Source organism: Arthrobacter nitrophenolicus, from assembly GCF_045833485.1.
Classification (GTDB): Bacteria; Actinomycetota; Actinomycetes; order Actinomycetales; family Micrococcaceae; genus Arthrobacter; species Arthrobacter nitrophenolicus.
Genome location: NZ_CP174504.1, coordinates 3830334 through 3850771 on the forward strand (window position 1 = coordinate 3830334; position 20438 = coordinate 3850771).

The 20438-nt window shown below is 66.1% G+C and carries 18 protein-coding genes; 4 read left to right on the forward strand and 14 right to left on the reverse strand.

Annotated elements, in window-relative coordinates:
• Positions 1–48 precede the first annotated feature (48 nt).
• The 5 genes from ACJJV6_RS17705 to ACJJV6_RS17725 form a co-directional block, all read right to left on the reverse strand.
• On the reverse strand, positions 49–450 hold the full coding sequence (locus tag ACJJV6_RS17705) for a cytochrome c oxidase subunit 4 (RefSeq protein WP_009359029.1): 402 nt from the start codon (positions 448–450) through the stop codon (positions 49–51).
• Positions 447–2174, reverse strand: a complete 1728-nt coding sequence (gene ctaD / locus ACJJV6_RS17710) for a cytochrome c oxidase subunit I (protein ID WP_035753543.1) — start codon at positions 2172–2174, stop codon at positions 447–449. The genes ACJJV6_RS17705 and ctaD overlap by 4 nt, the downstream gene beginning before the upstream one ends.
• A gap of 10 nt (positions 2175–2184) precedes the next feature.
• Positions 2185–3057: a cytochrome c oxidase subunit II gene (gene coxB / locus ACJJV6_RS17715; protein WP_035753537.1), complete on the reverse strand. Its 873-nt coding sequence runs from the start codon at positions 3055–3057 to the stop codon at positions 2185–2187.
• 185 nt (positions 3058–3242) lie between these two features.
• Positions 3243–3629, reverse strand: coding sequence for an iron-sulfur cluster assembly accessory protein (locus tag ACJJV6_RS17720; protein WP_009359026.1), 387 nt, complete (start codon positions 3627–3629; stop codon positions 3243–3245).
• Positions 3630–3809: 180 nt separating this feature from the next.
• On the reverse strand, positions 3810–5249 hold the full coding sequence (locus ACJJV6_RS17725; protein ID WP_009359025.1) for a dipeptidase: 1440 nt from the start codon (positions 5247–5249) through the stop codon (positions 3810–3812).
• Between the two features lie 90 nt (positions 5250–5339).
• Between ACJJV6_RS17725 and ACJJV6_RS17730 the strand changes: the two genes are divergently transcribed.
• The gene (locus ACJJV6_RS17730; RefSeq protein WP_035753534.1) at positions 5340–5942 is read left to right on the forward strand and encodes a DUF3043 domain-containing protein; all 603 of its coding nucleotides are present in this window, start codon (positions 5340–5342) and stop codon (positions 5940–5942) included.
• 75 nt (positions 5943–6017) lie between these two features.
• Here ACJJV6_RS17730 and ACJJV6_RS17735 read toward each other — a convergent pair whose 3' ends face one another.
• The gene (locus ACJJV6_RS17735; RefSeq protein ID WP_009359023.1) at positions 6018–7088 is read right to left on the reverse strand and encodes a quinone-dependent dihydroorotate dehydrogenase; all 1071 of its coding nucleotides are present in this window, start codon (positions 7086–7088) and stop codon (positions 6018–6020) included.
• Positions 7089–7163: 75 nt separating this feature from the next.
• On the opposite strand from ACJJV6_RS17735, the gene ACJJV6_RS17740 reads away from it, so the two are divergent.
• Both ACJJV6_RS17740 and ACJJV6_RS17745 read left to right on the forward strand, forming a co-directional pair.
• Positions 7164–8165 carry an alpha/beta hydrolase gene (locus ACJJV6_RS17740; protein ID WP_354175951.1) on the forward strand — a complete coding sequence of 334 codons (1002 nt, stop codon included), beginning with the start codon at positions 7164–7166 and terminating at the stop codon, positions 8163–8165.
• Complete coding sequence (locus ACJJV6_RS17745) at positions 8162–9208, forward strand: alpha/beta hydrolase (RefSeq protein ID WP_009359022.1); 1047 nt, start codon at positions 8162–8164, stop codon at positions 9206–9208. Before ACJJV6_RS17740 ends, ACJJV6_RS17745 begins: the two co-directional genes overlap by 4 nt.
• Before the next feature lie 4 nt (positions 9209–9212).
• Here ACJJV6_RS17745 and ACJJV6_RS17750 read toward each other — a convergent pair whose 3' ends face one another.
• The 3 genes from ACJJV6_RS17750 to leuA form a co-directional block, all read right to left on the reverse strand.
• On the reverse strand, positions 9213–10058 hold the full coding sequence (locus tag ACJJV6_RS17750) for an isoprenyl transferase (RefSeq protein ID WP_407709473.1): 846 nt from the start codon (positions 10056–10058) through the stop codon (positions 9213–9215).
• Positions 10059–10060: 2 nt separating this feature from the next.
• Positions 10061–10813, reverse strand: a complete 753-nt coding sequence (gene recO / locus ACJJV6_RS17755) for a DNA repair protein RecO (protein ID WP_407709474.1) — start codon at positions 10811–10813, stop codon at positions 10061–10063.
• Between the two features lie 88 nt (positions 10814–10901).
• Complete coding sequence (leuA, locus tag ACJJV6_RS17760; protein ID WP_407709475.1) at positions 10902–12641, reverse strand: 2-isopropylmalate synthase; 1740 nt, start codon at positions 12639–12641, stop codon at positions 10902–10904.
• A 252-nt stretch (positions 12642–12893) separates the two neighbouring features.
• On the opposite strand from leuA, the gene ACJJV6_RS17765 reads away from it, so the two are divergent.
• Positions 12894–14846 carry a M13 family metallopeptidase gene (locus ACJJV6_RS17765; RefSeq protein ID WP_407709476.1) on the forward strand — a complete coding sequence of 651 codons (1953 nt, stop codon included), beginning with the start codon at positions 12894–12896 and terminating at the stop codon, positions 14844–14846.
• A gap of 79 nt (positions 14847–14925) precedes the next feature.
• On the opposite strand, the gene ACJJV6_RS17770 is transcribed toward ACJJV6_RS17765, so the two are convergent.
• From ACJJV6_RS17770 to ACJJV6_RS17790, 5 genes are all read right to left on the reverse strand, one after another.
• Positions 14926–16506 (reverse strand): LCP family protein, encoded by a 1581-nt coding sequence (locus ACJJV6_RS17770; RefSeq protein WP_407709477.1) that lies wholly within the window; start codon positions 16504–16506, stop codon positions 14926–14928.
• 97 nt (positions 16507–16603) lie between these two features.
• The gene (gene era / locus ACJJV6_RS17775) at positions 16604–17563 is read right to left on the reverse strand and encodes a GTPase Era (RefSeq protein ID WP_407709478.1); all 960 of its coding nucleotides are present in this window, start codon (positions 17561–17563) and stop codon (positions 16604–16606) included.
• Complete coding sequence (locus ACJJV6_RS17780; protein WP_009358797.1) at positions 17547–18878, reverse strand: hemolysin family protein; 1332 nt, start codon at positions 18876–18878, stop codon at positions 17547–17549. Before ACJJV6_RS17780 ends, era begins: the two co-directional genes overlap by 17 nt.
• Complete coding sequence (ybeY, locus tag ACJJV6_RS17785; RefSeq protein WP_009358798.1) at positions 18875–19348, reverse strand: rRNA maturation RNase YbeY; 474 nt, start codon at positions 19346–19348, stop codon at positions 18875–18877. Before ybeY ends, ACJJV6_RS17780 begins: the two co-directional genes overlap by 4 nt.
• Positions 19345–20430 carry a PhoH family protein gene (locus ACJJV6_RS17790; protein WP_407709479.1) on the reverse strand — a complete coding sequence of 362 codons (1086 nt, stop codon included), beginning with the start codon at positions 20428–20430 and terminating at the stop codon, positions 19345–19347. Before ACJJV6_RS17790 ends, ybeY begins: the two co-directional genes overlap by 4 nt.
• Positions 20431–20438: the final 8 nt, after the last annotated feature.

Consider the following 20438-nt stretch of genomic DNA (forward strand, 5'->3'; position numbering starts at 1 on the left):
GGCCCCACCTAAGGTGGGGCCCGACGTCGTACTTATGAAGCTGCTTGCCTAGTGGGCGTGGTCTCCGCGGCTGTACTCGTATACCCAGCCGATGAGTGCCACGACGGCGAGGCCGGCGGCGATGAAGAGGATCCACCATCCGACTGCCAGGCCGAGGAATCCGCCTGCGCAAGCGAGGCCGAGGACCAGCGGCCACCAGCTCCAAGGGCTGAAGTGGCCCTGCTCGCCGGCGCCCTCGTGGATCTCAGCATCGCTGCGGTCCTCGGGGCGGAGTCCGACGCGCTTGCCGGTGAAGCCGAGGTATCCGCCGATCATGCCGGCGAGGCCGCCGACCAGCAGGATACCCAGGATGCCGACCCATTCACCCCAGTTGGTCAGGAAGCCGTATACCAGGGCTACGGGGACGAAGAAGAAGACTCCGGCGCCAAAGATCCAGGATTCGATTTTCACTGTGCGGTGTCCTTCTGGTCGGCGTTGCCCAGGACCTGGGCTGCAGGAGCGGGGGACTCAACGGTGTGCACCTGGCGGAGTTCCGGGTGGTGCAGGTCCAGGGCAGGACGCTCGGAGCGGATGCGAGGCAGCGACGTGAAGTTGTGCCGCGGCGGCGGGCAGGACGTGGCCCACTCGAGCGAGGCCCCGAAGCCCCAGGGATCATCCACCTGGACCTTTTCGGCGTTGCGCCAGGTGATGTACACGTTCCAGAAGAACGGGATGAGCGAGGCACCGAGGACGAAGGACGCAACCGTGGAGAACTGGTTCATCCAAGTGAAGTTGTCCTCCACCAGGTAGTCGGCGTAGCGGCGGGGCATGCCCTCAACGCCCAGCCAGTGCTGGATGAGGAAGGTGCCGTGGAAGCCGAGGAAGAGGAGCCAGAAGTGGATCTTGCCCAGGCGCTCGTTCAGCATCTTGCCGGTCCACTTGGGCCACCAGAAGTAGAACCCGGCGAACATCGCGAACACCACGGTGCCGAACACCACGTAGTGGAAGTGCGCCACCACGAAGTAGGAGTCGGAGACGTGGAAGTCCAGCGGCGGGGAGGCCAGGATGATGCCGGTCAGGCCGCCGAAGAGGAAGGTGATGAGGAAGCCGACGCTCCACAGCATGGGCGTTTCGAACGTCAGCGAGCCGCGCCACATGGTACCGATCCAGTTGAAGAACTTCACGCCGGTGGGCACCGCGATCAGCATGGTCATGAACGCGAAGAACGGCAGCAGCACCGAACCGGTGACGTACATGTGGTGCGCCCACACGGTGACAGACAGGGCGGCGATGGCGATGGTGGCGTAGACGAGGCCCTTGTAGCCGAAGATCGGCTTGCGGCTGAAGACCGGGAAGATCTCCGAAACGATGCCGAAGAACGGCAGCGCGATGATGTACACCTCGGGGTGGCCGAAGAACCAGAACAGGTGCTGCCACAGGACGGCGCCGCCGTTCTCCGGGTCGAAGATGTGGGCACCGAAGCGGCGGTCCGCACCGAGCGCGAACAGCGCTGCAGCCAGCGGCGGGAAGGCCATGAGGACCAGGATGGCCGTGACCAGCGTGTTCCAGGTGAAGATCGGCATCCGCCACATGGTCATGCCGGGGGCGCGCATGCAGATGATGGTAGTGATGAAGTTGACGGCGCCCAGGATGGTGCCGAAACCGGACAGCGCCAGGCCGAAGACCCACAGGTCACCGCCGATGCCGGGGCTGAATGTGGTGTTGGACAGCGGCGCGTAGGCGAACCAGCCAAAGGAGGCGGCGCCCTGCGGGGTGATGAAGCCCGAGACGGCAATGGTGGAGCCGAACAGGAAGAACCAGAACGCCAGGGCGTTAAGGCGCGGGAACGCGACGTCGGGTGCACCGATCTGCAGCGGCATGATGACGTTTGCGAACCCGGCGAACAGCGGGGTGGCGAACATCAGGAGCATCACGGTGCCGTGCATGGTGAACAGCTGGTTGTACTGCTCCTTGGTCTGCAGGATCTGCATGCCGGGCTCGAAGAGTTCGGCACGGATGAGCAGCGCCATCACGCCGCCCAGGCAGAAGAACACGAAGGACGCGATCAGGTACATGTACCCGATGGTCTTGTGGTCGGTGGAGGTGATCCAGTTGACGACAATGCGCCCCTTGGACTTGGGAACCACGGGAGCCGGCAGGACTCCGGTGGGTGCGGATTGAGTGTACGTAGCCACGTCGCTCCCCTTACTTAATTTCGTTCAGGTTCGGGTTGCGGTCGTACTCCACACCGAGGAGGCCCGTGTTGCCCGCAGCCTTCAGGTTGTCCATGTGGGCCTGGAATTCAGCCTCGGACACCACCTTCACGCGGAACAGCATTTCGGAGTGGTACTCGCCGCAGAGTTCGGCGCACTTGCCGTCGTAGGTGCCCTCTTTAGTGGGGGTAAACCGGATGTAGTTGGTCTTGCCGGGGATCATGTCGCGCTTCTGCAGGAAGGCGGGAACCCAGAAGGAGTGGATGACGTCGCGTGCGTTCAGTTCCAGGTCAACGGACTTGTTCACCGGCAGGTATAGGGTGGGGAGCTGTTCCTTGTCGATCGTGTTGCCGGTCAGGTGCGCCTGGACCCCGGCCTCGTGGACGTCTTCTTCGATGACGTCGCCGGCCTTGTAGTTGAAGTCCCACGCCCACTGCTTGCCGCGGACGTCAACGACGACGTCGGCGGGCTGGGAGCGGTCATCGATGGCCTGCTGGTCGCGGTCGGTGAAGTAGAAGAACACCAGGACCATGAACAGCGGGATGGTGAGGTAGAAGACTTCCAGGGGAAGGTTGAAGCTGGTCTGCCGCGGGAACCCGACAGTGCCCTTGCGGCGGCGGTAGGCCACGATGCACCAAACGATCAGTCCCCAGGTAATGATGCCCACAACCAGGGCGGCAATCCATGAGTTGACCCAGAGGTCCATGATGCGGTCGGTGTTGCTGGTGGTGCCACGTTCAGTGGGCAGCCACCCCTTCTCTACCTCTGGCGAACATCCGGTCAAAACCAACGCGCCGGCAATAGCCAAGCCAGTGATCGTAGTGATCGTTTTGCGTCGGCTGCCGGTTCGGTTCTGCGAACTCACAGACGGCCCTTCCTACTTGTTGCTGTTGTCCGGGCGCACATCGGCGCCCCGGGCACACTAAAAGTTTTACTACTCGGTGTAGAGCTTACCGCTCCCCCGGGCATTTCGCCCACATGTCGGCGCCGTGCCTCCAACCAATGTTCATGGCAGGGGGCACGGCGCCGGCATCAGGCGAAACAACCGGCTTAGTGGAAGGAATCTCCACAGGCGCAGGAGCCACCGGCATTGGGGTTATCGATGGTGAAGCCCTGCTTTGAAATGGTGTCCTCGAAGTCGATGCTTGCACCGCTGAGGTACGGGACGCTCATCTTGTCCACGACGACCTCGACGCCGTCGAAGTCGCGGACGGCGTCTCCGTCGAGGAGGCGCTCGTCAAAGTAGAGCTGGTAGATCAGTCCTGAGCAGCCGCCGGGCTGCACGGCAACCCGAAGGCGCAGATCCGTACGGCCTTCCTGCTCGAGAAGACTGCGGACCTTGCCTGCTGCGACGTCGGTCAGGTTGACCTCATGAACCGGCAGCTCGCCGGCAGCGCTGGTGGTTTCGGTGCTGTTCTCATTGGTTGCGGTGCTCATTGGCCTACCTTCTTAGGACGGGTCCTGGCGGCTCCGCCTTGGCGGTGCCAGCCCCTACGGATTGGGGTATGGGCTATAGCTACATGCTACGCGGGACAGCCCTGTAGCTCTAACTCCTGACGTAACCATGCAAGGCCGCCGCTTGTTCCCTGTGCGCCGTTTTCACTCCCGTTGGCCCCGTCATCCCTGGCTGTTCAGCCGCACGAGCATCAGCGCCTCGGCCAGGATGGCCTTCCGGAAGTCGCCGAGGTGGAGGGATTCGTTGGCGCTGTGGGCGCGGGAGTCCGGATCCTCCACGCCCGTCACCAGGATCTGGGCGTCCGGATAAAGCTCCAGCAGGTCCGCGATGAAGGGGATGGAACCGCCGATGCCGGTTTTGACGGCCGGGACACCCCATGCCTCGCCGAGGGCCCACATGGCCACCTTGGCGGCCGGTGAGGAGGTGTCGGTCTGGAAGGGGTTGCCGCTCTCCCCCGGGGTGAAGATGATCCTGGCACCGAAAGGTGCGTGGGCCTCGACGTGCCGGCGCACCGCGTCCATGGCGGCCGCGGGATCCTGGCCGGGGGCGAGCCGAAGGCTGAACTTGGCACGGGCCCGTGGCAGCAGCGTGTTGGATGCGACCGCTACCGCAGGGGCATCGATACCGATGATCGACAGGGCCGGTTTCGTCCACAGGCGCGAGGCGATGCTGCCCGAACCGGCGAGCCGGACGCCGTCGAGCACGGAGGCATCGGCGCGGTAGTCGGCTTCGGGCAGGTCCACCGTTGCCTGGTCCGTGGCAACGAGGCCGTCGATGGCGACGTTGCCCTCGGCGTCGTGGAATGTCGCGATCAGGCGGGCCAGCAGCGTGGGCGCGTCCAGCACGGGGCCGCCGTACATGCCGGAGTGCACCGCGTGTTCGAGCACCTGGACCTCAACGGTGCCGTCCACGAGCCCCCGGAGGCTGGTGGTGAGGGCGGGAACGCCCACTTTCCAGTTGCTCGAATCGGCGACGACGATGACGTCGGCCCGCAGCAACTCCCGGTGGGCTTCGAGGAAGGGACGGAAGGTGGGTGATCCGGCCTCCTCCTCCCCTTCAAAGAAGAAGGTCACACCGAGGCCCAGCGCGTCACCGAGGACCTCGGACACCGCGGCGTAAGCGGCGATGTGGGCCATGATGCCGGCCTTGTCATCCGCCGCGCCCCGCCCGTAGAGGCGCCCGTCCTTCTCCACTGCGGTGAAGGGCTGCGTCTCCCAGAGCGCTTCGTCTCCGGCCGGCTGGACGTCGTGGTGGGCATAGAGCAGGATGGTGGGCTTGCCCTCGGCGGCCGGACGGCGGGCGACGACGGCCGGACCGCCGGGAGTCCCGTCCTCCTTCGGGCAAGCGAGGACCTGTACCGGGTCCAGGCCTGCAGCGCGGAGCAGTTCAGCGACTGCTTCGGCGCTGCGTTCCAGCGGCGCACGCTCGAAGCTTGGCCAGGCGATGCCCGGGATGGCGACGAGTTCCTTGAGCCGGGCCAGGGTCCGGTCAAAGGTGCTGTCGATTGACGCGCGGAGTTCTTCCGTAACATTCTGGCCTGCCTGGCCCGGGGTGGCGGGACGGGCAGGGTTGGTAGGAGCAGCCTGGGGTGATGAAGTCATGGCGAAAACATTACCCGCGTCACATCTGGCCCTGCGGCAGCCCGGACCCGGAGGGCGGCCTGCACCGGCCTGCAAGGGTATTCTGTTCTGGTGTTCGGACGTAAAAAGGAAGCGCCCTCGGCGCAGGAATCAGTAGACCGGCAGGCGGCAGACGCTGCGGCGCAGCCTAACAGTGTTGTTGGCAAGGGAGCTCCAACCCCAACCCGCAAGGCCCAGGAAGCAGCGCGCAAGCGCCCGCTGGTGCCGGAGGACCGCAAGGCGTCCAAGGCCGCAGAGCGGCAGGCGATCCAGGACCAGCGGCAGAAAATGCGCCAGGCGCTGGACACCGGTGACGAGAGGTTCCTCCCCCTGCGGGACAAGGGACCGCAGAAGCGGTTCGCCCGCGATTACGTGGATGCCCGCTTCAGCCTCGGCGAATACCTCATGTTCGGTGCGCTGGTCTTTGTCCTGGTGTCCCTGGTGGTGCCTGCTTCCAGCGACCTGATGATCTACGTCCTGGGTGGGTTCTGGGTCATGTTCCTGGCCGTGTTCCTGGACGTCTTCATCCTGTCCCGCAAACTCCGCAAGCGGCTCACGGAGAAGTTCGGGGACGTGGAGCGCGGCACCGTCTGGTACGGGTCCATGCGCTCCCTGCAGTTCCGCAAACTGCGCCTTCCCAAGCCCCAGGTCAAGCGCGGCCAGTACCCGGCCTGAGTTAGCGGCACCAACTGCAGCAACAGCAAACCCCGGCGGGATGACCCGCCGGGGTTTGCCGGTTTAAGGAGGTCGCTACGGGCGGCGTTTCTTGGCCAAAGCGCGGTTGATCCGGGCCGCCCAGAACGGGCCTTCGTAGAGGAATGCGGTGTAGCCCTGGACGAGTGTTGCCCCGGCATCGAGCCTGTCCTGGACATCCTGTGCTGTTTCGACGCCGCCCACAGCCACGAGCGTCAGGGCATCCCCGGTTGCCAGCTTCAGGCGCCGCAGCACCTCGAGCGACCGCTGCTTCAGGGGTGCACCCGAGAGACCGCCGGCTCCGCATTTTTCGACCTCGGCGGCCGGGGAGGTGAGACCGGTCCGGGCGATGGTGGTATTGGTGGCGATGATGCCGTCCAGCTTGAGGTCCAGCGCCAGCCGGGCGACGTCGTCGATATCCTCGTCGCTGAGGTCGGGGGCGATCTTCACCAGCAGGGGCACGTGCCGCCCGGCGGCCCGGTCCGCCTCCTCCCCTACCGCGGTGAGCAACGGGCGGAGGGTCTCCACGTCCTGGAGCAGCCGCAGTCCGGGCGTGTTCGGGGAACTGACGTTGACCACCAGGTAGTCGGCGGCAGGGGCCAGGCTGCGGGCACTGACCAGGTAGTCGTCCACGGCGTCGGCGAGTTCCACGACCTTGGTCTTGCCGATGTTGACGCCAATGACGGGACGGACGCCTGTGTGCGTCCGCTGCAGGGCGGCACGGGCGGCCTTCAGGCGGGGGGCGACGGCGGCGGCGCCGTCATTGTTGAATCCCATCCGGTTGATCACGGCGCGGTCCTGCACCAGCCGGAACAGCCGCGGCTTCTCGTTGCCGGGCTGGGCCTGCCCCGTGATGGTGCCAACTTCCACGTGGCCGAACCCCAGCTCGGAGAGGGCCTCGATGCCAAGTCCTTCCTTGTCGAAACCCGCGGCGAGCCCGAACGGCGACGGGAAGGTCACGCCAAAAGCCGTGGTCTGCAGCGACGGCGCCGGAGCCGTCAGTTTCTGCAGGATTTTTCCGGCGCCGGAAGCATGCGCGAGCCGGATGCCCTTGAAACCGATTTTGTGGGCGCGCTCGGCGTCCATCCATGAAAAGGCCAGCCTGAAAAAAGTGGGGTAAACGCGCATGCCTCCAGTCTTCCGTCTCGGACTGCCTGTTCCAAAATCACGCGGAGCGGATGCGGTGCGCATTAGCATGAATCCATGGGCTGGCAGCAGGACATCCTGGGTGAGGAGTTCGAATCCCTTGCCTTCACTGCGGCAGGCCCCGACGGCGTCGAACGGACCGCCACCCTGGTCCGATTCCGCCCTGCAGGGGACGGTTCCGCCCCGTCCCGGGCGCCGCGCCGGGCCGTCCTCTTCCTCCACGGCTGGAGCGACTACTTCTTCAACGTGGACCTGGCACGGTTCTGGCAGGAGGCGGGCTACGACTTCTACGCGCTGGACATGCACAACCATGGCCGAAGCCTGCGGCCCGAGTATCCGGGCGGATATGTATCGGACCTGGCCGACTATGACGCCGAAATCGAAGAGGCCCTCCGGCTGATCAGCCGGGAGGGCGGGGCCGGGCCTGTGACCCTGATGGGTCATTCCACCGGCGGCCTGGTGGCCGTGCTGTGGGCCAGCAGGCGGCCCGGGACAGTGTCCCACCTGGTCCTGAACAGCCCCTGGCTGGAAATGCACGGCAGCAGCCTGGTGCGCCGGGCAGCCTCCGGCATGGTGGGCCCGGTGGCACGGCTCCGCCCCGAAGCGGTGTTGCGGCTGCCCGAGCGCGGCTTCTACTGGCGCACGATCAGCAGCGCGGCTGAAGGAGAGTGGCCGCTCGATGAGCGGTACCGGCCGCCCATGGCCTTTCCGGTCCGCGCCGGCTGGCTCAGCGCAGTGCTGGCGGGGCACGCCAAGGTGGCGCGCGGGTTGAACATCGAGGTGCCCATCCTGGTCCTGCTCTCCCGCGGCAGCGCGAACGGGCTGTTCTGGTCTGAGGAGATGCGGCGCACGGATGCGGTCCTTGATGTCAACACCATCAGCGCCCGGGCCCTCACCCTCGGCCGGACGGTGACGATCGAACGGATCGACGGCGCGCTGCACGACGTCTTCCTCTCGCCTGCCGCGGTGCGTGCGGACGCCTACGCCCGGCTGGCCCGCTGGCTGTCCGCCTATGGCGGCGATCCCCTTCCGCCCGCCCCGGCCGGGCCGCATCCATGACGGCCGAGTATTCCGCTGTCGGGGAACGCAGCGGCGAATGGACCGCGGACATCCTTGGTCCCCCGTACCAGCAGCGAACGTTGCCGCTTGCACCGGATGAGGAGGGCGACGTCGTCGCAACCCTCGTGCGGTGCGCGGTCCCGGCGGTGAGGCCGTCCCCCGCGGGCGGGGCTGCCCGGATGGACGCGGTCCTTTACGTGCACGGCTGGGCGGACTACTTCCTGCAGACGGAAGCGGCCGAATACCTTACCCGTGCAGGGTTCCCCTTCTACGCCGTGGACCTGCGTAAATTTGGGCGCAGCCTCCGTTCCTGGCAGACCCCCGGGTACACCAGCGACCTTGCCGTGTACGACGAGGACCTGGCGGCGGCAATCCAGGCGGTCAGGGACGACGTGGCAGAGAAGGCAGGCCCCGGCGTCACGCCGACCGTCCACCTGCTGGGCCATTCGCTGGGTGGCCTCATCGCGGCCTTGTGGGCTGACCGGAACCCGAAGGCTTTGGGCACCCTGATCCTGAATGCCCCGTGGCTCGAACTGCAGGGCAGCAGCTTCCTCCGCAGCCTGGCCACCTATCTGGTGGACCCGCTCTCCAAGAGCAACCCGCTCTACCCGTTCCGGCTTCCGGACATGCCGGGCTACTGGCAAAGCGTGAGCAAGGAAGCACACGGGGAATGGAACCTTGACCCGGTGTGGCGGCCCATGGCCTCATTTCCGATCAGGGCAGGGTGGGCACGTGCGGTGCTTGCCGGCCACGCCGCAGTGGAGCGCCGCCTGGATATCCAGGCGCCCGCGCTTGTGCTGCTGTCCGACCGTACCCACATCCAGCTCGAATGGTCTGCGGAGATGATGACGGCGGATGCGGTCATCGACGTCGAGGAGACAGCCCGGCGTGCCCTGGGCCTGGGCCGGCGGGTGGCTGTCTTCCGCTACCCGGGTGCCATCCACGACATCCTGCTGTCCCGCCGGGCAGTGCGGGAGGAGGCCTACCGGGACCTCGCCGCGTGGCTCAGCGGCTATCCTGCCGAGGGCAGCCCCGGACTTTGAGCGTTCAGGCCTGGTCCTGGCGGATGGCGTCCGCCGGCCGCGCCGCGTCCACGGCTCCGCCGTAGCGGCGGTCCCGCTGCGCGTACTCTTCCACGGCTGCCCACAGCGTGCGCCGGTCCACGTCGGGCCACAGCGTGTCCATGAAGACAAACTCGGCGTACGCGGACTGCCACAGCATGAAGTTGGACAGCCGCTGCTCCCCGGAGCTGCGGAGGAAGAGGTCCACGTCCGGTAGGTCCGGCTCGTCCAGGTACTTCTGGATCGTCCGTTCGCTGATGGCGCCTGGCTTCAACCTGCCAGCGGCGACGTCGGCCGCGATGGCGGACACGGCATCGGTGATTTCGGCGCGGCCGCCGTAATTAACACACATGGTCAACGTGCACGTGCTGTTGGCGGCGGTGAATTCCTCGGCCTCCTCGAGCTCCCGGATGACGGAGCCCCAGAGTTTGGGCCGCCGCCCGGACCAGCGGACCCGCACCCCCCACTCGTCCAGCTGGTTCCGCTGGCGCCGCAGCACATCCTTGTTAAATCCCATCAGGAAGCGGACTTCCTCCGGTGACCGCCGCCAGTTCTCGGTGGAGAAGGCGTAGACGCTGACGTATTCGATGCCCAGCTCGATGGCGCCGGCCATGACGTCCAGCAGCGCCGGTTCGCCGGCCTTGTGGCCCTCGATGCGCGGCAGTCCGCGCTGGTTCGCCCAGCGGCCGTTGCCGTCCATGACGATGGCGACGTGGCGGGGGATGAATTCCGCCGGAATGGACGGCGCCACGGCCCCGGAAGGGTGCGGGTACGGCGCCACCACCGGGCGGGTCCGCTTGCGGGCTGCGTTGTTCTTTCTTCCCAGGGCCACTATCAGCTTCGCTCCACATGTTTGAGGGATTTGAGGACTCGTTCGAGGTGCCACTGCAGGTAGGCCGCGACCAGGCCCGCAGCCTCCTTGCGGTGCACCGGCAGGGATACATCCGCCGTGCTCCAGTCGCCCGTCAGCAGCGCTGCGAGCAGGACGACAGTTTCGGGGGCCGGTGCCGGCGAGCCGGGAGGCCGGCACCCGTTGCAGACCATCCCGCCCAGGGGGGCCGCGAAAGCGCTGTGGGGTCCCGGCAGTCCGCAGCGGGCACACTCGGTAAAGCTTGGCGCCCAGCCGCCGGTGGCCAGAGCCCGCAGCAGGTAGGAATCGAGGATCAGGCCGGGCGCGTGTTCATCCCGGCTGAGGGCGGCCAGGGCGCCGACCAGCAGGTTGTACTGGGCTGTGCCGGATTCACCGTCCACGTCGGTCAGCTTTTCGGCGGTTTCGGTCATGGCCGCGGCAACCGTGTAGCGGCCGTAATCGGCCGCGATGCTCCCGCCATAGGCGCCCTTGGCCACGGCCTGGGTGACGATGTCCAGGGTGCGTCCCGAGACCAGCTGGAGATCTGCCACCATGAACGGTTCCAGCCTCGCCCCGAACCGGCTGCTGGTGCGCCGCACACCCTTGGCCACCGCGCGCACCTGGCCGTGGTGCTTGGTCAGGAGGGTGATGATGCGGTCCGCCTCGCCCAGCTTGTGCGTGCGGAGCACGACGGCGTCATCCCGGTATGCGCGGGAGGCGAAAGAGTGTTGGGCCACGCTTTATCTTCCCATCCTCTTGGCTTCCCATCCCACCGGACACAGCTGTGCCGCCGGGTGGATGTCCCGGCGGCACGGCTCGCAGTTTTCAGGCCTGGGCGTCCCTGATGGCGCGGTTCACGGCGGAGATGACGGCCTTCAGGGCGGACATGCTGGTGTTGGCGTCGATCCCCACGCCCCACAGGACCCGCTCCCCCACTGCCGCCTCGACGTACGCGGCGGCCAGGGCGTTGCCGCCCTCGGAGAGTGCGTGCTCGCTGTAGTCCAGGACGCGGACGTCCACGCCGTCCTCATGCAGGATGCCCAGCAGCGCGGCGATGGGCCCGTTGCCGGTGCCGGTGCGGCTGACCTGCACACCGTCGATGGTGAGGGCGGCGTGCAGGGTCATGCCGCCGTCGTCGTCCGTTTCGGTCTTGACGGCGCCGAGCGCGTAGCGGCCCCACTGCGCATCAGCCTTGCCGGAGGGCAGGTACTCGTCCTGGAAGATCTGCCACAGCTGTGCGCCGCTGACCTCGCCGCCCACGGTGTCGGTGCGGCGCTGGATGACGCCGGAGAACTCGATCTGCGCGCGGCGCGGCAGGTCCAGGCTGTGCTCGTTCTTGAGCAGGTAGGCCACGCCTCCCTTGCCGGACTGGGAGTTCACGCGGATGACGGCCTCGTAGCTGCGGCCCAGGTCCTTGGGGTCGATGGGCAGGTACGGAACCTGCCAGGTGAAGTCCGCAACGTCCTTTCCGGCGGCGGCAGCGTCGCGTTCCAGGGCCTCAAAGCCCTTCTTGATGGCGTCCTGGTGCGAGCCGGAGAAGGCGGTGAAGACAAGGTCGCCGCCATACGGGGACCGTTCCGGGACGGGCAGCTGGTTGCAGTACTCAACGGTCCGGCGGATGTCGTCGATGTTGGAGAAGTCGATCATGGGATCGATGCCCTGGACGAGCAGGTTCAGGCCCAGCGTGACCAGGTCCACGTTGCCGGTCCGCTCGCCGTTGCCGAAGAGGCAGCCCTCGATCCGGTCCGCGCCCGCCATGTATCCCAGTTCGGCGGCGGCGACGCCGGTGCCGCGGTCGTTGTGCGGGTGCAGGGACAGGATGATGCCTTCTCGGGGGTGCAGGTGGCGGCTCATCCACTCGATGGAGTCCGCGTACACGTTGGGCGTGGCCATTTCCACGGTGGCGGGCAGGTTGATGATGACCTGCCCGTCGGCGGACGCCTCGAAGACGTCGGCGACGGCGTTGCACACCCGGACGGCGTACTCGAGCTCTGTCCCGGTGAAGGATTCCGGCGAGTATTCGTAGGTGACGTGGGTATCGCCGAGGGTTTCCTCGTACTTCTTGCACAGCCGTGCACCCTGCAGCGCGATGTCCAGGATGCCGTCTTCGTCCTGGTTGAAGACCACGCGGCGCTGCAGGACCGAGGTGGAGTTGTACAGGTGGACGATCGCCTGCTTGGCGCCGACCAGGGATTCGTACGTGCGCTCGATCAGGTGCTCACGGGCCTGGGTCAGCACCTGGATCGTGACATCGTCCGGGATGTGGTTGCCCTCGATCAGCTGGCGGACAAAGTCGAAGTCGGTCTGGGATGCGGACGGGAAGCCGACCTCGATTTCCTTGTAGCCCATACGGACCAGCAGGTCGAACATCTTCATCTTGCGGGCCGGGCTCATGGGGTCGATCAGGGCCTGGTTCCCGTCGCGCAGGTCGACAGCGCACCAGCGGGGAGCCTTGGTGATGACCTTGTCCGGCCAGGTGCGGTCCGGCAGTTCGACCTTGATCAGGTCCTGGAACGGCGTGTACCGGTGGGCGGGCATTCCGGAGGGCTTTTGTGCGTTTCGCATTACGTGGGGCCTTTTCTGGAGATCTTCATTGAAAGGGTGGCCGGGCAACACAAACTCCGCAGCGAGGGGTGGCCTTGCGCTAGATCGCGTCTGGGGCCTCGCCGCGGCAGCTAAGGAGAAGGAGCTCTGCACGCACATTCTGAGCCTAGCACGCGTGCGTAAGATGAAAGGGCACTACCGTCCGCAAAGTCCACCATGCAGACCTCTCCGGCGCTGGAGCCCGGATGCAGGGCCTGCAGCAAAGGAGTTTCAGTGCCCATTTCGGGGATCGACCTGTCCACCATAGATCACACGGTCCGGCCGCAGGATGACCTGTACCAGCACGTCAACGGCGCCTGGCTGAAGGCCACGGAAATTCCCGACGACCGCCCGCTCGAGGGCACATTCACCGCCTTGCGGGACGGTTCCGAAATTGCCGTCCGGGACATCATCGAGGAAGCGGCGGCCAAGGCCGGTTCGGCCAGCGGGATCGAGCGCAAGATTGGCGGCCTCTACAGCAGCTTCATGGATGAGGAGACCGTGGAGGCCAAGGGGATGGAACCCATCCGCCAGCGGCTTGCGGACGTCTTCGCCACGTCCTCCGCCGCCGACCTCATAGCACTGGCGGGGCGGCTGTTCCGCGCCGACGTGGGCGGCCTCTTCTACATCTATCCGGCCCCGGACGCCGGGAATCCGGACCGGGTCCTGCTCTACACCGGCCAGGGCGGCCTGGGGCTTCCGGACGAGTCCTACTACCGGGAGGACAAGTTCGCTCCCATGGTGTCCGCGTACCGGTCGCATGTGCAGGCCATGTTCGGCCTTGCCGGCGTGGCGGACGCGGAAGCCGCGGCCGGGCGGGTAGTGGAGCTCGAAACGAAGCTCGCGTCGCACCACTGGGACAACGTCACCCTGCGGAACCCGCAGAAGACCTACAACCTGAAGACCGCGGACGAAGCGTCGGCCCTGTTCCCGCACCTTGCCACCTGGTTTGAGGCGGCGGGCATCGACGGCGACAAGCGGCAGGAGATCGTGGTGAGCACGCCGCCGTTCTTCGAAGGCGCAGCCGGGCTACTGGAATCAGAACCGTTGTCCGTGTGGCAGGAATGGCTTGCCATGCGCGTGATCAGTGCCGCGGCACCGTACCTGTCAGCAGCCTTCGTTGACGCGAACTTCGCGTTCTACGGCACCACCATCAGCGGCACGCCCCGTAACAAGGACCGGTGGAAGCGCGGCGTGGGCGTGGTGGAGGCCGCCCTGGGCGAAGCCGTGGGCCAGATCTACGTGGCCCGGCACTTCCCGGAAACCCACAAGGCCCGGATGCAGACGCTCGTTGCGAATCTCATCGAGGCCTACCGCCGCAGCATCACCGGGGTGGGCTGGATGGGTGAGGCCACCAAGGCCGAAGCGCTGCGGAAGCTCGAAGGCTTCCGGGCAAAGATCGGCTTCCCTGATGAATGGATCGACTATTCCGCCGTGGAGATCGATCCTGCCGACCTGCTGGGCAACGTGGAGCGGGCGCACAACGCCGACGTCGACCGCCACCTTGATGAGGTGGGCAAGCCGGTGGACCGCAACAAGTGGCTGATGACCCCGCAGACGGTCAATGCCTATTACCACCCGATGATGAACGAGATCGTGTTCCCGGCCGCGATCCTGCAGCCGCCATTCTTCACCGCCGAGGCCGACGACGCCGTCAATTACGGGGGCATTGGTGCCGTGATCGGCCACGAGATCGGGCACGGCTTCGATGACCAGGGTTCGCAGTTCGACGGCGGCGGCGCCCTCCGGAACTGGTGGACGGACGAGGACCGGCAGGCGTTCGAACAGCTCACGGCCAAGCTGGTGGCCCAGTACGATGCGCTGTCGCCGTCGGCTGCTCCCGGGCATTTCGTCAACGGACGGCTCACCCTGGGCGAGAACATCGGCGACCTGGCGGGCCTTGCCATCGCGTACAAGGCGTACCTGATCAGCCTGGACGGCAAGGAACCGGAAGTCCTGGACGGGCTCACCGGCGCGCAGCGCTTCTTCGCCTCGTGGGCAGCCGGATGGCGCCAGGTGATCCGGCAGGAAGAGGCCGTCCGCCGGCTCGCCACCGACCCCCACTCCCCCAACGAGTTCAGGACGAACGCGATCGCGAAAAACCTGGACGCCTTCCACGAGGCCTTCGACGTCACCGAAGAGGACGGCATGTGGATGCCGCCGGCGGAGCGGGTCAGCATCTGGTAGCTGTCCCGGGACATTGCCCTTAACTGGAAGCGGGGCGCCACCCTTTGGGGTGGCGCCCCGCTTTCGGTTCGCGGACGCTCTACTCCTGGACGATCAGGTACGGGTTGGCCTGCTGGCATGTGGCGTCGCCGGCCGTCTGGTTCACGATATCCTCGGGCAGGGCGGCCCCTGCCCCGGTCCCGTAGGTGGTGCCCGAGGCGAAGTCCGTGCCGAGGTAGACCTGCACTCCTGAGACGCCGGGGGCGGGAACCAGCTGGCCCGCGGGGATGCCCAGCAGTGCCGCGACGTCGGCGGCAACATCGGCGAAGTCGGAACCGTAGTAGACCACGGATTGCTCCACGGCTGTGCTTTCGAACTGGGCGGCCTGGGTAAATCCGCCGGAGACCAGGGCCTGCACGATTTCCTGCGCACGGCCGGGCACGCCGCTGCCGTTGGCCACCGTCACCGGCTGCAGGGCCTTGTCGTAGGCGGGCGGCGCCGGAACCGTTTCGGTGGGGGCGGGCGACGGCGGGGCAGTTTCCCCGGGCGCGGGGGTGGCGGGCGCGGTGGGATCGGTCAGGTCAACGTCCTGCCGGAGGGCCGCGAAGAGCTGGGAGCCGGCAGGCTCGGCGATCTGGAGCCTGTTCGGGTCAACGTCCGCCGGGGTGGTGGGGACGGCGACGAACGCCACCTTGCTGATGTCGATGTCCTTGAGCCGGTTGCCGATGGTCAGCAGGGTGGGAACGGAGGCCAGCCCTTCATCCACCGTCAGGTTCTGGGTGACGACGTCGGCGATCTTCAGCATCTTGCCTGGATCGGACAGGGTGCCGTCGTCCTTGATCTTGCGGGTCAGCGACGATAGGAATCCCTGTTGCGCCTTGATCCGGCCCAGGTCCCCGCCATCGGCGAAGGCATGCCGGGTCCGCAGGAAGGCGAGTGCCTGCTCGCCCTGGACCATCGAGGTGCCGGCAGGCAGCCGCAGCCGTGAATCGGGGTCGTACACGGCGTCGCTGATGCAGACTTCCACGCCGCCCACAGCGTTGGACAGTTCCTTCACGGCGTTGAAGTCGGCCATCATGAAGTGGTCCACTTCCAGGCCGGTGATCCTGTTGACCGTGTCCACGGCACAGCCGATGCCGGCTTCCGCCATGGCCTCGTTGATCATGATGCCGCTGCGGGCAGGGTACTCCTGGCCGGTCTTCTCGTCCTTGCACTGGGGAATGTCCACCAGCAGGTCGCGGGGGAAACTGATGACGCTCACGCGTTTGTTGTCCTCGGAGATGTCCATAAGCATCATGACGTCCGACTTGCCATAGCCCTTGGAGTCGTCGGCCGTGCCGTACTCGGCGTTCTTGCCGTCGCGCGTGTCCGAGCCCAGGATGAGGATCTGCATCCTGCCCGTCGCGTCGCTGACCGTCTCGCTGTTGCCTCCGCCGGCATTCAATGGAGCCTTGGAAATATTGTTCTGCAGGCGCAGGTACCAGAACCCGGCGAAAGCCAGGCCGCCAATAATGGCCAGGGACAGGACGCCCGTGACGATCTTGAGCCAGACGGGCATGCCGCGGAAGGGGCCCAGATGCCGCGCCGTCCCCAGGGCGCTGTCGTGCGCGTGCCGGGATACCGGCCCTGTTCCGGCTGGCACATCAGCTTCGTTGTCGCGTATATCGCGGCCTCGAACCACGTGGTGAACCTTCCTCTAAAATCAAAATCCGGTCCATTTTAGTGGTCCAGTCTGGGAGAATGCCGGGCGCCCGCCCGGCAACGGCCGCACAGGCGGATCAGAATCCGAGTTTGACCAGCTGCTTCGGGTCGCGCTGCCAGTCCTTGGCCACCTTGACGTGCAGGTCAAGGTAGATTCGCGTGCCGAGCAGGGCCTCGATGCCCTTGCGCGCATTGGTGCCCACCTCGCGAAGCCTGCTGCCGCCCTTGCCGATGATGATGGCCTTCTGGGAAGGGCGCTCCACATACAGGTTGACCCGCACATCCAGGAGCGGGTTGTCGTCAGGCCGGTCCTCCCGCGGGACGATCTCTTCGACCACCACGGCCAGGGAGTGCGGCAACTCGTCCCGCACGCCCTCGAGCGCGGCCTCCCGTATGAGTTCGGCCACCATCACCGCTTCCGGTTCGTCCGTGAGCTCGCCATCGGGATACAGCGGGGGCGACGGCGGCATGTGGTTGATCAGGACATCGGCAACCGTATCCACCTGGAAACCGTCCGTGGCGGAGACCGGCACGATGTCCTTCCAGCCCTCCTCCCCCAGGACTTCCCGGCCCAGCTCCGCCACCGCGAGGAGCTGCTCGGTCAGTGCCTGGCGGTCCACCAGGTCCGCCTTGGTGACGATGGCGATGACGGGCTTGCGGCCCACCGCCGCGAGCTGGGCGGCGATGAATTTGTCGCCTGGCCCGATCTTTTCGTTGGCCGGCAGGCAGAATCCGATGGCGTCAACCTCTGCGAGGGTGTCCGCCACGAGGTCGTTCAGGCGCTTTCCGAGGAGGGTTCGCGGGCGGTGCAGGCCCGGGGTGTCCACCAGGATCAGCTGGGCGTCGTCCCGGTGGACGATGCCGCGGATGGTGTGCCGGGTGGTTTGCGGCTTCGCGGAGGTGATGGCCACTTTCTTCCCCACCAGGGCGTTCGTCAGGGTGGACTTGCCGGCATTGGGCCGGCCCACCAGGACCGAGAATCCTGCGTGGAAGCCGCCGAAGTCTTCCGCCGGTGCCGCCTTATTTTTCTTGCTCACGTGGAACTCCCTGCTGGGTTGTGTCCGCCTCTTCGAGGAGGTCTTCAAAGTCAGTGTCTACTCTTGGCACCGGAGCCGCAATGATGTGGCTGACGCGGTTGCGCCGGCCTTCCAGGCGGTCGGCCCGGAGCGAAACGCCGTGGACTTCAACGTGGCTTCCCACGATGGGAACCCGGCCAAGCGCCTTGGCAAGGAGGCCGCCCACAGTGTCCACTTCGTCGTCGTCAAGCTCGATGTCGAAGAGCTCGCCCAGGTCATCGATGCTCATCCGTGCGCTGACGCGGTAGGAACCGTCACCAAGCTCAACGGCTTCCGCGCTTTCGGTGTCGTACTCGTCCACGATTTCGCCCACGATTTCCTCGATCAGGTCCTCGAGGGTGACCAGGCCGGCGGTGCCGCCGTATTCGTCGATGACGATGGCGACATGGGTGGATTCCTTCTGCAGTTCACGCAGGAGGTCGCTCACGGGCTTGGATTCGGGGACGTACCGGACCTCGCGGGCCAGCGAATCCACCAGGGGCGGTTCCGCGTCCGGCGCAAGTTCATGGACGGCGGCGGCAACGTCCTTCAGGTAGATGATGCCGAGGATGTGGTCCGTGTCCTCGCCGATGACCGGGATCCTTGAATATCCGGAGCGGAGGAACAGGGACATGGCCTGGTGCAGGCTGGACCCGGATTCGATGCTGACGATGTCCGTCCTGGGGACCATGACGGCACGCACCAGGGTGTCGCCGAAATCGAACACCGATTGGATCATCTCGGCTTCGGTGTCCTCGATCATGTCCGATTCGCTGGCCCGCTCCACCAGTTCACGGAACTCCTGCTCGCTGAAGAAGGCCTCATCGCCGCCGGGCGCGCCGGGAGCAGCCGAGCTGCCCAGGGCCACGAGCCAGCCGGGGATCGGCCCCAGGACCCAGGTCAGGAACCGGATGGTAGGGGCCGTGAACCGGACCACGGCAGCGGAATGCAGCCGTCCCAGCTGGCGGGGCGACACGCCCACGATGACGAATCCGAGCAGCGCCATGATGCCTGTTGCCGCCAGTCCGGCGAGCCAGATGTTGTCCAGCAGGCTGTAGAGCAGGACGGCAACAGCCACCGCGGAGGCCATCTCGAACCAGATCCGCCAGAACCGCAGCGCGCGGATGTGCGCAACCGGCTCCGCAAGGATTCGGCGCATCGCATTGCCCCGGCTCCGAAGGAGCGCTTCTTCCGCATCATGGCGCGGAAGGAAATTGAAGGCGGCCTCGGCCGCCGTCAGCACCGCCGCGACGCCCAGGAAGAGCAGGGCCATCGCGACCAGGAGCAAAGGCGTCACTGGGTGGTCTCGGCGGGTGCTTCTTTGCCGGTGAAGCCGGACAGGAGTTCCCGCTGGAGCCCGAACATTTCGGCTTTCTCCTCGGGTTCCGCATGGTCGTAGCCCAGCAGGTGCAGGATGCCGTGGGTGGTCAGCAGCAGCATCTCATCCTGCAGCTGGTGGCCTGCGTTCCGGGCCTGCACTTTTGCCACCTGCGGGCAAATGGCGATGTCACCCAGCATGCCCTGCGGCGTGGGCCGGTCAGGTGTTCCGGGGGTGAGTTCATCCATGGGCACGGACAGGACGTCGGTGGAACCGGGCTCGTCCATCAGCTCGAGATGCAGTTTTTCCATCGCGGGCTCATCCACCAGCAGGATGGACAGTTCCGCCTGCGGGTGGATGTAGAGCTGTTCAAAGATGTACCGGGACAGTGCAACGAGTTCGGCTTCGTCCACCTGGACCCCGGACTCGTTGTTCACCTCGATGCTCAAGCGTGTTCCCCCCGTTTTTCTCTTGCGGCTGTGTGTTTGGCCCTCGCCCGCTGGGAGTCGTCCCAGAGGCTGTAGGCATTGACGATATCGCCCACGAGGCGGTGGCGGACGACGTCGGCGGCGTCCAGGACGGAGAAATTGACGCCTTCGATGCCCTGCAGGATCTCCTCCACGATGCGCAGCCCGGACCGGGTGCCGAACGGAAGGTCAACCTGGGTGATGTCACCGGTGACCACCATCTTGGATCCGAAGCCCAGCCGGGTCAGGAACATCTTCATCTGTTCCGGCGTGGTGTTCTGCGCCTCGTCGAGGATGATGAAGGCGTCGTTGAGGGTGCGCCCGCGCATGTAGGCGAGGGGCGCCACTTCGATGGTTCCGGCCGCCATGAGCCGCGGGATGGATTCGGGGTCCATCATGTCGTGCAGGGCGTCATAGAGCGGCCGCAGGTACGGATCGATCTTGTCGCTGAGGGTTCCGGGCAGGAAGCCGAGGCGCTCCCCGGCTTCCACTGCCGGACGCGTCAGGATGATGCGGTTGACCTCTTTTTGCTGCAGCGCCTGGACCGCCTTGGCCATGGCCAGGTAGGTCTTGCCCGTGCCGGCGGGCCCGATACCGAAGATCACAGTGTTGTCGTCGATGGCGTCGACGTAGTTCTTCTGGTTCAGGGTTTTCGGGCGTATTGTCCGGCCCCGGCTGGAGAGGATGTCGTGGGTCAGCACGTCCACGGGGTTCTGCAGTGACTGGGTGCGCAGCAGGGCCACCAGCTGCTGCAGAACCGTGGGGCTGATGACCGTGCCGCGTGCCACGAGTCCGCGGACCTCGTGGAGCAACCGCATGATCCGTGGCACGTCGTGGGTGGGTCCGCTGATGGAGAGCTCGTTGCCGCGGACGTGGAAGTTAACGTCCGGGAACTGCTCCTCGATGTACCGCAGCGCCTCATCGTGGCTGCCAAGCGACTGGACCATCTGATCGGAGTTGTCGAAAAGGACCACCTCGGTCCGGATGCCTGGCAGCGAATGGGGGAACTCCCCGTTGCTGCCCTCTCCGGCGGACCGGCGCTTTCCGTTCGCTGATTCAGTCATAGTGATGG